The organism is Microbacterium sp. XT11 (assembly GCF_001513675.1).
Lineage (GTDB): Bacteria > Actinomycetota > Actinomycetes > Actinomycetales > Microbacteriaceae > Microbacterium.
On record NZ_CP013859.1, the window covers coordinates 920034 to 932373 of the forward strand.

The 12340-nt window shown below is 69.3% G+C and carries 4 protein-coding genes; all 4 read left to right on the forward strand.

What is annotated here, in order from left to right:
- Nucleotides 1-185: 185 nt before the first annotated feature.
- The 4 genes from AB663_RS04405 to AB663_RS04420 all read left to right on the forward strand — a co-directional run bounded on the left by AB663_RS04405 (nt 186) and on the right by AB663_RS04420 (nt 12242).
- Nucleotides 186-5861, forward strand: a complete 5676-nt coding sequence (locus AB663_RS04405) for a DUF11 domain-containing protein (RefSeq protein ID WP_067196181.1) — start codon at nt 186-188, stop codon at nt 5859-5861.
- Nucleotides 5862-6108: 247 nt separating this feature from the next.
- Nucleotides 6109-7629: a SpaH/EbpB family LPXTG-anchored major pilin gene (locus AB663_RS04410; protein ID WP_198147926.1), complete on the forward strand. Its 1521-nt coding sequence runs from the start codon at nt 6109-6111 to the stop codon at nt 7627-7629.
- A 90-nt stretch (nt 7630-7719) separates the two neighbouring features.
- Nucleotides 7720-8733, forward strand: coding sequence for a class C sortase (locus AB663_RS04415; protein WP_232304633.1), 1014 nt, complete (start codon nt 7720-7722; stop codon nt 8731-8733).
- 5 nt (nt 8734-8738) lie between these two features.
- On the forward strand, nt 8739-12242 hold the full coding sequence (locus tag AB663_RS04420; protein WP_232304634.1) for a DUF7507 domain-containing protein: 3504 nt from the start codon (nt 8739-8741) through the stop codon (nt 12240-12242).
- The last annotated feature ends 98 nt before the right edge of the window (nt 12243-12340 follow it).

The window sequence follows — 12340 nt, forward strand, 5'->3', positions numbered from 1 at the left end:
GAAGCTTGACTATCGCTTTGCGCAGGCGACGCTCGCGCCCCGAGGCGGCTCTCTACCGTGAGAGCCGGGTGCGGCCGGCGGCGTCCGCCACCTGAAGACCATGGATGCCGCCGGCCCTGGCCAGCACCCGAGCATGTCGTCCCTCTCTCCGAGGCGGACGGCGACACGAGGAGGGGAGAATCGTGATGAGGAACGAGCGCACGAGACGCGCGGTCCGGAACGCGCGAGAGCACGGTCGACGACTGCTCTCCGCGATCGCGGCGTCCGCACTGTTGGCGGGTGGACTGGTAGGAGCAGGACTCGCGGTGCCGACGGCGGCGAACGCGGCCGACGGAGACCCGTTCAACCCGAACTCGCCCGTCGTGTTCGTGGCGCAGTCGGCCACCGGCCAGCCCACGGGACTGCACAGGTCCGTTTCGACAGACGGCACGTACGACTTCACCCCGGAGGGGAACGCGCTCGCCTCGGGCAACTACAACGCCATCGGCTTCAACACCGCCGATAACTTCATCTACGGAGTCAGCACCTCCAACATCACCCAGACCAGCGCGCCGACGACCATCCCCAACCTCTCCATAGTCAAGATCGGTCAGGGTGGCAAGATCGTGCAGCGCGTCGGGACGAGCACCTTCCCGCTCACACAGTTCACCGGCTCGTTCGGCGGAGACGGTTTCCTGTACACCACGAACGGCGGCGTGGCGACCGGCAACCCGGCGAGCCACGCCATCTACCGCGTCAACGTCACCACCGGCGCCATCCAGACCGTCTCGAATCTCGCGACCGCCGACTACGTGATCGCCGACTGGGCGTTCCTGGGGGGTTACTTCTGGGCCATCGACTATTCCTCGGGCCAGCAGCCGGGAACGCTCATCCGCATCGACCCCACGACCGGTGCGTACACGCGCTTCCCCGGAAAGATCGACACGACGGTGACCGGCGCGTGGGGTGCGGCGTGGGTGTACGGAAACGGCAACCTCGGGTTCTCCCACAACGTCACCGGTCAGATCGCGCAGATCGCGATCACGAATCCCGGAGCGGCGAATCCGACCTTCACCGCCCTCGCGCCTGTGCCGGGCCCGAATGCGAGCGGCAACGACGGCACGTCCATCCCCGGGCTTCCCGTCGATCTGCAGATCGTCAAGACCGGCCCCGCGATCTACGAGCGCGGCGGCCGCATCAGTTACCAGGTCGCGGTGACCAACAACGGCACCGGGGTCTCGAGCGGATGGTCGGTCATCGACGTGCTGCCTGCCGAATTGAGCAACCCGGCGGTCACGGGTGACGTCTCCTTCTCGATCAACGGCAACAGCGTCCAGGTCAACGGCGGCGCACTCGCCGTCGGTGCCACGAAGACGTTCACGATCAGCGCCGACACCGTGGCGACTCCCGACACCTGCTTCACCAACACGGCGACGGTGCTGGGCAACGAACTCGACCCGGTGGGGGCGAACAACCAGTCGTCGACGACCGCGTGCGACGTCGGCCTGACGATCGAGAAGATCTCCGACGCGACGGCGGACACGCGCCCCGGCGACGCCGTCACCTACACCGTCACGGCCAGGAACACGGGCGCCGGCGACTTCACCACGACCAACCCCGCGGTGATCTTCGACAACCTGGCCGGTGTCCTCGACGACGCCGCGTACAACGACGACGCGACCGCGACCCTGCCTGGTGCGATCGACTACAGCGCTCCCCTGCTGTCGTGGTCGGGTGCGCTCGCCTCCGGCGCATCCGTCTCGATCAGCTACACCGTGACCGTCGGTTCGGCCGGCGACGGCACGGCGCGCAACCTCGCATGGCGCCCGGGCGATCCGGGCGACCCGCGCCCTCCGCTGTGTGAGGGCGACACCGGCGTCGACCCGGTCACCGGCGAGCCCTGCGCCGCCACGAGCTTCGTGCTCCCGCGGCTGACGATCGACAAGGCGGCCAGCCGATCCGATCTCCCCGCCGTCGGCGGCACGGTCACGTACACCATCACGGTGTCGAACCCCGGCCCTGGCTCCTATACGGCAGCCGAACCGGCGACCTTCACCGACGATCTGACGGATGTGCTCGACGACGCCACGTTCGACGACGGTTCGGTGACGGCGACGACCGGCACAGCGAACCGCGTCGGCACCGAACTGACCTGGAGCGGTGTGCTGGGCGCGGGCCAGTCGGCGACGATCACCTACACCGTCACCTACACGGGCGACGGGGACAACGTGCTCCGCAACACGGCGTGCGTGCCGGACGAGGCCGTCCTCCCCGGGGCCGTGCCATGCGACAACGTGCGGGTGCCCGGCGCATCCCTGAGTCAGTGGAAGACGGCGCAGGCTTCGTCCGATCCGGTCGTGGCGGGATCGACGATCACCTACACGCTCCACTTCGACAACGACGGTCAGGCCCCTGCGACGGTCGACGCCGTCGACGACCTCACGCACGTCCTCGACGATGCGGTCGTCACGGCGGAGCCCGTCTCGCCCGATGGGCTCACGGTCGCACGCGACGGCGCTGAGATCCGCATCACGGGGACCGTGCCGGTCGGTGCCACGTACACGGTCGTGTACACCGTGACGGTGCTCCCGGATGACGAGCGGGGCGACAGCATCGCGTCGAACTTCCTCCTCGCGCCCGGCGAGGAGCCGCCGACGGATGGAGAGTGCACGCCGCCCGACCCCGAGGCGCCCACGTGCACCGAGACGCCCATCACCGGCGTCTCGTACACGAAATCTGTGCAGGCCTCGGAGACACCGGTGCGAGCGGGAACCGAGCTGACCTATACGATCACGGCCACCAACACGGGAGCGACCCGGGTCGACCTGCAGCGTGATGACGACCTCAACGGCGTGCTCGACGACGCGACCCTCACCGAGGCGCCCTCCTCCGACACATCGGGGGTGACGGTGACCGGTCCCGACGCGGGGATCCTCAACATCCGCGGAACGCTCGCGGCGGGGGCGACGGCGACGATCACGTACACCGTCACCGTGAAGGACGCCGGCGACCGCGGGGACGACGTCGCCGCCAACTTCCTCGTCCCGCCGGGGACCCCTCCGGGCCCGTGCGATCTCGCGACGCGGCAGTGCACGGAGACGCCCATCGAAGGTTACACGGTGTCGAAGACGGCCGACGTCGAGAAGGCGGTTCCCGGTCAGACCGTGACCTACACGGTCAAGATCGTGAACACCGGCGCCGTGGCCTACACGGCCGACAAGCCCGCGACCTTCAGCGACGACCTGTCGGGTGTCCTCGACGACGCCGTCTACAACGGCGACGTGAGCCCAGGGGGCAGCGTCGTGGACGGCACGCTCACGTGGGCCGGTCCCGTCGCCGTCGGCGAGACGGTCACCGTCACCTACTCGGTCACGGTCGGTGATCCGCCCGAGGGCGACCGGATCTTGACCAACGCGGTCGTGCCGACCGGCCCCGGCGGAGAGTGCGATCTCGAGACGGGATGCCGCGAAGAGACGCCGGTGTCGTCGTTCACCCTGCGCAAGAGGGTCGACGTGCAGTCCGCGATGGCCGGTGACACGGTGACGTACACGGTCACGGTGACCAACACCGGGGCGTCGGACTTCACGGATGCCGAGCCGGCGACGTTCCAGGACGACCTGAGCGGCGTTCTCGACGACGCGACGTACAACGGCGACGTCTCCGCGGGCGGCGTCGTCGAGGGAACCGTGCTCACCTGGTCCGGCCCGCTCGCGGTGGGGGAGAGCGTCGACGTCACCTACTCGGTGACCGTCAACGATCCCCTCACCGGCGACCGCGACCTCGCCAACACGGTGACGACGACGGTCCCCGGCAGCGGCTGCGATCCCGTGACGGACTGTGAGACGAACACGCCCGTGGCCTCCTACACGGTCACCAAGGAGGCCGACCTGATCGCCGCCGGTCCCGGTGACGTGGTCACGTACACCGTCACGGTGACGAACACGGGTGACGTCGCGTACGACGAAGAGACTCCGGCGACCTTCACCGACGACCTCTCCGGAGTGCTGGACGACGCCGTGTACAACGACGACGTCTCCGCGGGCGGCGAGGTCACCGGGTCGACTCTCACCTGGTCGGGAGCGCTCGACGTCGGCCAGACGGTCACGGTGACCTATTCGGTCACGGTGGACGATCCCGTCACCGGCGACTTCGTCCTGCGCAACGCGATCACCCCGACGGGCCCCGGCGGCAGCTGCGACGGCGCCTGCAAGACCGCGACGCCGCTCGCGTCGTACCGGGTGGTCAAGACGACGGATGCGACCGACGTGACACCGGGCGAGACGGTGACCTACACCGTCACGGTCACGAACACAGGGCAGGTTGCCTACACGGCTGAGGATCCGGCATCCTTCACCGACGACCTGTCGTCGGTTCTCGACGACGCCACGTACAACGGCGACGCCGCGAGCTCGAGCGGATCCGGCACGGCGTACACCGCCCCCGTGCTGTCGTGGTCGGGTCCGCTTGCCGTCGGCGCCACGGTGACGGTCACCTATTCCGTGACGATCGACGACCCCGCGACCGGTGATCGCCGGCTGTCGAACACGGTGGTCACCCCGCCGGGCAGCGGCGCGAACTGCGTCGAAGGGTCGACCGACCCTGACTGCAGGGCGGACGTGCCGGCGGCATCCTTCTCGATCGAGAAGTCCGCGGAGCCCGCGGAGGCCGCCCCTGGAGACGTCGTCACCTACACGGTGACCGTCACCAACACGGGAACCGTGGCCTACACGGACGATGAGCCGGCCGCGTTCACCGACGACCTGTCGCGCGTGCTCGACGACGCCTCGTACAACGACGACGTGTCGGCGGGAGGCTCGGTGGTCGGAGACACGCTCACCTGGAAGGGCCCGCTCGCCGTCGGCGAGACGCTGCAGGTGACGTACTCGGTCACGGTCGACGATCCGATCGAGGGCGACTTCATGCTCCGCAACGTCGTGGCGCCGTCCGCGCCGGGCGGGGAGTGCGTCCCTGGGGGTTGCGTCACCGACACGGCCCTGGCGTCGTACACGATCGCGAAGAGCGCCGACGTGCAGGACGTCGCCCTCGGAGGCGTCGTGACGTACACGATCACCGTGACGAACACCGGCAAGGTCGCGTACACCGACGACAACCCGGCATCGTTCGAGGACGACCTCTCCGGAGTGCTCGACGACGCGACCTACAACGGCGACGCCACGGGCGGTGCCGTCGTCGACGGGACTGGCGTGAGCTGGTCTGGCGCGGTGGGCGTCGGTGAGACGGCGACCGTCACGTACTCCGTCACCGTCAACCAGCCGGCGACCGGCGACCTCGTGCTGCGCAACGCCGTCACCGCGGACGTTCCGGGCGGCGGTTGCGCCGAACCGGGCGGCTGCGTCACCGAGACCCCGATCGCGACGTACCGCGTCGTGAAGGAGGCGTCGACGGCGCAGGCTCGCGTGGGCGACCGGATCGTGTTCACCGTCACGGTCACCAACACCGGAGCCGTGGACTACACCGAAGAGCGTCCGGCCGCGTTCGCCGACGATCTCAGCTCGGCGCTGGCCATCGGCGACTACAACGACGACGCGAGCTCGGGTGCGGAGTTCATCGATCCGGTGCTCAGCTGGGAGGGACCGCTGGCGGTGGGCGAGAGCGTGGAGGTCACGTACTCGATCACCGCTCGCGAGGCCGGCGAGATCGTCAACGTCGTCGTGACGCCTCCGGCATCCGGTTCGAACTGCGCGATCGATTCGCTCGATCAGGATTGCCGGACGACCACCACGGTGATGCCTCCGGGCCTCGCCGTCACGGGCGGGGCGCTGTGGACGCTCGGCGCTCTGGGTGGCGCGCTGTTCGCCGCATTCGGCATCACGCTGGCGGTGCGCCGTCGCCGTGGTTCCGCGGACACGATCCTGACATGACCGTCGGGTGAGGGGCGGCCCTTCCGCCTCCCCTCACCCGATCCGCGGTGGCCCTGCCGCACGGCAGGTGCGGAGGCCACCGCCGCGCTGGTGCACGAGATGCCCGAGGAGACGTCGAGAAGAAAATCGTCGCTTCTCGCGTCACGTTCTCCTCGTCTCGGTATCCGGTGCAGTGAAGGGGCCTGTTGCGCAGTCAGCCGCAGCGGCCATCGGCGGCCATCGGGCCACGGAGGAGGGAGACACACGCGTGTCTGAAAGAAGCAACACAAGTCGTGCGTTGTCGCTGATCGGGGCGACCGCACTCGGACTGGGGGCGCTGCTCGGCGCCGGCTCCGCTGCGTATGCGGCGCCGCAGGACTACGGCGACCTCGATCCGGATCGCACGGGTTCGCTCACCGTGCACAAGTACCTGCACCAGAACGGCACGGCCGAGGGCGATCTCAGCGAGGGCCCGGCGCCCGGCGACTTCACCGACCCGGTGGCCGACGTCGTGTTCACGGCGTACCCGCTCCTGCTCGACGGCGCACCGCTCGACCTCGGCGTCTCCGAGACCTGGTACGACCTCAACGCGATCACGCCGGGAAGCGCGTGCACCGCGCCTGACGGGTACACGCTCGGCGCCCCGGTCGCACTTCCGGCGACGGACGCAGAGGGAACCGCGACCGTGAGCCTCCCGGTCGGCGCGTACCAGGTGTGCGAGACGTCGGCTCCCGCGCAGATCGTCGATCGTGCGACGCCGTTCATCCTTACGATCCCCATGCCCTATGAGAACGGCTGGGTGTACGACGTGCACGCCTACCCCAAGAACGGCGAGGGAACGATCGTCAAGACCGTCGAGCCGCAGCAGGACACGGGCTTGGGCTCCACCATCACCTTCCCGGTGACGGTTCCGATCCCGAGCATGCAGGACGCATGGACGGGCTTCGCGATCCGTGACGAGCTCGACAGCCGGCTGCAGCCGGTGGATGCCGCCGCCGTCGTCGTCACGGCAGACGGTGCGCCCCTCGACACGACGTACTACACGGTCACGGTCGTCGGCCAGCAGGTCACGATGAACTTCACCCCTGCCGGTGTCGCGTGGCTGAACGAGGGTCCCAACGCCCACGTCGGCACCGAGATCACCGTCGAGTTCGCCGGAACCGTGGTGTCGGTGGGCGACGGCGCGATCACCAACCAGGCCGAGCTCTGGCCGAACAACCCCGGATTCGACCCGTCGGTGCGGCCCCCGCTGCCCTCCAACGAGGTGAAGACCTACTGGGGCAGCCTCCAGGTGCAGAAGCGCGCCGCAGGCACGACCGGCCCCGAGGGCGTCCTCAACGGCGCCGTCTTCGAGGTGTACAACGCTCTCGACCCGTACGCTGCCGACTGCTCCACGGCGGAGCCGACCGGCGCTCCCGTGGCGGTCAGCGGCGAGACCGAGTTCACGTCGTCGGGTACGGGTCTCATCACCGTCGACGGGCTGTTCGTCAGCGACAGCGTGAACCCTGCGATCGACGCTCAGCAGCGCTGCTACGTGCTCAAGGAGATCGCGGCGCCGGCGGGCTACGTGCTCCCCGCCGACCCCTTCACGCCCGTTGCCGTGAAGGTCGGGGCGACGGTGCCCGGCGACAACGTCGACATCGTGAACACCCAGCAGAACGTTCCGCCGCTGCCGATGACGGGTGCGGCCGGTCAGGTGATCCTCATCACGGCCGGGATCGGCGCGCTCGTGATCGCCGTGGGCCTGGTGATGGTGAAGCACCGCCGGCGGGTCGAGGTCGAGGACTGACGCACACGCCGACCACCGGATCGGGCGCACTCCGCCCGGTCCGGTGGGCCGGTGAGCCAGGGACCAGGTGAGCCAGAGGAAGGAGGAGAGATGACGGGAATGCCAACGACAGCGCACGATGCGGGAAGCGACGCGCCTGCGGTGGGATCGGCGCGCACCGTCCGACGGTGGAGGCCGGGCGGACTGACGATCGCCATCACTCTCCTCGCCCTCGCCGGTCTGGTATCGGGTCTCTATCCGATGACCGCCGCCTGGGTCACGTCGTACAACCAGTCTCGTGTGATCGAGACGTACGAGAGCGCTGTGCGGCATGCGGCCCCCGACGCATCGGAGCAGCTGCGGCAGGCGAAGGAGTACAACGAGGCGTTGACTGCGGGCGTGGTGCTCGCGGAGAACGCGAACGTGCCGGTCGGCGACGGGACGCTGTCCGAGTCGCTGGACTACCGCTCCATCCTCTCCGCGAACGCCGACGGGCTCATGGCCCGCGTCAAGATCCCCAGCATCGACGTCGACCTGCCCGTGTTCCACGGGACGACCGACGACGTGCTGAACAAGGGCGCGGGGCACCTCGAAGGCTCGCATCTGCCGATCGGCGGCGAGAGCACGCGCGCCGTCATCACGGCGCATCGCGGGCTCGCCAACGCCACGATGTTCACCGATCTCGACAAGGTCGTCGTGGGCGACCTCATCACGGTCGAGACCTTCGGGAAGGTGCTCACCTACCGGGTGCGGGACATCCAGGTCATCGAGCCCGACGCCAACGGCACGATCAGGCCGGAGGTCGGAGAAGACCTCCTGACGTTGATCACCTGCACGCCGTTGGGCATCAACACGCACCGCATCGTCGTCACCGGCGAGCGCGTGACGCCCACACCTGTCAGGGAGGTGGAGGCGGCCGGGGCGGCCCCGACGATCCCCGGCTTCCCCTGGTGGGCGGTGCTGGGGGGAGGAGGCCTGCTTCTCATCGCGGCGTACGCGGGGTGGCAGGGAGTGCAGGATGCCGGGCAGCGCCGGCCGCGCACGCGCACGGAGCGCGTGCACACACGAGACGGGAAGGACACCGCGCGCGCAGAGCGCGACGCGGCGAGGGGAGAAGAACGATGAACGGGATGAGGGGCCGCCACGCGGCCGGGACGAGAACGAAGGGGCATCGCCCTGGCGGCATCCGCCACTGGATCCGGAGGGCCGGCGCCGCCGTGCTCGCGGTCGCCATGGTCGGCGCGGGTGTCGTCGTGCAGGCGGAGGCGGCCGGGGCGGCCACCGTCTACCAGATCGACGGAGAATGGCAGGCTCCCGCGCCCGCCACGGTCTCCGCAGGAATGGCGCTGACCTCGGTCTGGCGCTTCAACGTCAACGACGACAGCGCCGCGCCGACGAACGACCCGGTCGAGAACGTCACGATCACCTTCACGGCGCAGAACGCCCGCTTCGTCTCGATGCCCGACGTGTGCCTGACGTCGGACGTGTCACCGGCGTCGTCCATCTCGGCCGACGGCACCACGCTGACCTGCAACGTCGGCACCCGCAACGAGGGCACCGCGGAGCTCATGCTGACCGGGCTCGAAGTACGCGGTGCCACGGGGCAGAGCGTCTCGCTCACCGGCACGATCGGCGGCGCGACGATGACCCTGCCTGCCATCCCGATCACGAACGTGTTCGCGATGGACATGAAGTTCGACGGGGGCAAGCCCACCTCGACCCGATCCGACGCATCGCAGCTGATCACCTTCCCGTGGGCCCTCCGCCACGCCCCCGGCGCCGCCCAGGGGCCGGCCACCGTGAGCTATGACCTCACCCTGTCGTCGACCGCGGGGAACACCGTGACGCCGCAGGCGATCGGCTGCTCCGTGCAGGGGAGGCAGCAGTCGGGATACCCCTACTCCGGAACTGGACACGCCGCGAACCAGACCGCGCCCTTCCCGGCAACGTGCACCCTTGTCTCCACCGGCACGAACAAGATGCGTCTGACGCTCACGGGCATCGACTACTCGAAGACGCTGCTCCCCACGCTCGGCTCCGACGGCAACGCGCTCGAGCCCGGCTGGGATGTCGTGGCAGCAGGTGTCATCAACCTCCAGTTCCCGTTCACCGAAGGAACCGTGACGACGCTGCAGGCATCGACGCCGACCTACGTCGCCGTCAGCGGCGAGAGCTCGACCGACCTCGCGGCCAACAACGTGAACGAGGTGGCGTCGACGCGGGGCATCTGGACCGGCGGATGGGCGCTGCAGAACCTGTCGCCTCCGGCGCCGGGCTCGATCTGGACCGACACCTATCGCACGATGGCCGGACAGCCGGCTCTCTCGGTCTCGGGGGTGCGCCCGCCTCTTACCGGTGCGACGCAGAGCACCCAGGTCTGCACGATCGTCGACTCGAAGTACGTCGACGTCGTCAGCGCCTCGATGGGGACCATCTCGGACGGCGTGGTCACACCGTACCCGGGCATCACGTACTGGTACTACACGGGCACCGGCACGAACGGCAACATGGACCCCGGAAGCAACAACTACGACCCCAACGCGTTCACCTGCAACGGCACCGCCGGATGGACCAGCGTGAAGCCGGCCGACATGAGCACCGTGCGGGCGGTCAAGGCGATCATCTCCCCCGCCGCGGGCGCGCTCATCAGTGAGAACGTCGCGCGTCTGTTCGTCGAGTCCAAGATCAAGTCGACCGTCACGGTCGGGCAGGACATCTGGACGTGGACGTCGTACTCGGTCAACGGCGGGACGAGCTGGAACAATCCGCACCGCACGCTCAGCGCCGCAGACGTGCCGCTGTCCGGCGTCGTCACCCCGAACTCGCGCTACCCGTACACGGGCGGCGGCCGGGACGTCCTCCGGATCATCGCCGCGACGCCGGCGATCGCGAAGGAGGTCGACCAGCCGGAGACGATCCCGGGCGCGACCGTGACGTACACGCTGCGCTATCGCGCGAACGCGCCCGCAGACACGACGGTGCCCCAGATCACGATCGAGGACGCGCTGCCGAGCGGCATGGAGTACGTGGCAGGGAGCGCATCCGTGACCCCCACGTCGATCTCCGGCCAGATGCTGTCGTGGACGCTCACGGACGTGCCGACGAACACCGACTTCGTCATCACGTTGAGTGCGCGGATCCCGGCGACGGCCACCCCGGGCGACGTGTTCGAGAACGTCGCCAGCGCGTCCATCAACGGCACCACGGCGACCGGACGGGCGAGCACGAAGATCCGTGACGGCGGGTACACGATGCTGACCAAGACGGCGGCCCAGGCGAAGGTGCCGCACGACCACGGCGTCGCTCAGGACTCGTGGACGGTGCGGGTCTCGTCGCAGGACACCCGTACGCAGGCGTTCACCGACGTCATCGACGTGCTGCCTTACAACGGGGACGGCCGGGGCACGAGCTTCTCCGGAACCTACGCGCTGAGCGGGCCCGTGACCGCTGTCGCCGGAGCGACGGTCTACTACACGACGGCGCCTCCGGAGTCGCTGAAGGACGACCCTGCCGACGCGTCGAACGGTTCCGCCGGCAGCATCGACGGCAACACGGTCGGCTGGTCGACGACGTTCACTCCCCAGGCCACCGCCGTGCGGGTCATCGGCCCTGCTCTGGCGCCGTCCAGCGCTCAGGAGTTCACGATCGCCGTCGTCACGAGCGGGGCGACCTTCGAGGACGTCTACGTCAACCGTGCCGAGGGGCGGGCGGATCGGACCGAGCTTCCGATGCGCACCTCCAGCCGGTTCGAGATCGGGGCGGTCAACTCCGTCGCGATGAAGAAGTACGTCCGTGACCTCGACGGGAACTGGCACGACGCGAACGACGTCGACGACTACCCGGCGTTCCACACCGGCGATACCCTGACCTACCGTCTCGTGGTCACGAACACGGGAGACCAGACCCTGCACGATCTCGTGGTGACCGACGACAAGGTCGACCTCGCCGCACGTGAGCCGCTGCCGGCGGGGCTGCAGGCGGGCGCCGTCATCGCGGAGCTCCAGCCGGGCGAAACCAATGCCGTGACGATCGAGTACGACGTGCCGCTTACGGCGATGCCCGATGGCGGCCGGCTCGTGAACACGGCGTGCGTCGCTCCGGAGGACACGACTCCGCCGGCCCCGGGAGAGCCTGCACCGGTGGAGCCGTCGTGCGATCCCGCGGGGATCACTGTGCTCCCGTCGAGCCTGGGGTGGCAGAAGGTGGCCGCCGGGTCGCAGGAGGCGCTGGCCGGCGCTGAGTGGGAGCTGACGCCGGTGGACGCGGACGGCGTGCCGACCGGCGAGCCCATCGCGGTCGCCGATTGCATCGCCGCGGATGCGAGCGGATGCGCGGATGCGGATGTGAACCCGTCGCCCGGCGCGTTCACCGTGGAGCCGCTCGCGGACGGCCGGTATCGGCTGGGCGGGACCAGGACGCCGGCCGGGTACGCGCTCGACCCGACGCCGCGGTTCATCACGGTGCAGGGCGTCACGGCGCTCGATGCGCCGATCGAGAACGAGCTGTCGGAGGTTCCGCCCATCCCGCTCACCGGCGGCATCGGAAGCTTCGGCTTCTGGGCGGGGGCGGCAGGCCTCGCGATCACGGCGCTCGCCGGGCTGATCTGGCAGCGTCGGCGGCATGCTCGCGCCTGATGGGGCGTCGCGGATCCCGACCATCGGGAGGGGTCCGCGACGCGCGGAGGAACGATGGGATGATCGAGTCAGGCGTTCACCGACGAGCGAGAGGACGA

Excerpts from the sequence above, each read along its gene's own strand:
- AB663_RS04405 (WP_067196181.1), top strand. The coding sequence starts at position 186 with ATGAGGAACGAGCGCACGAGACGCGCGGTCCGGAACGCGCGAGAGCAC.
- AB663_RS04420 (WP_232304634.1), top strand. The coding sequence starts at position 8,739 with ATGAGGGGCCGCCACGCGGCCGGGACGAGAACGAAGGGGCATCGCCCT.
- AB663_RS04415 (WP_232304633.1), top strand. The coding sequence starts at position 7,720 with ATGACGGGAATGCCAACGACAGCGCACGATGCGGGAAGCGACGCGCCT.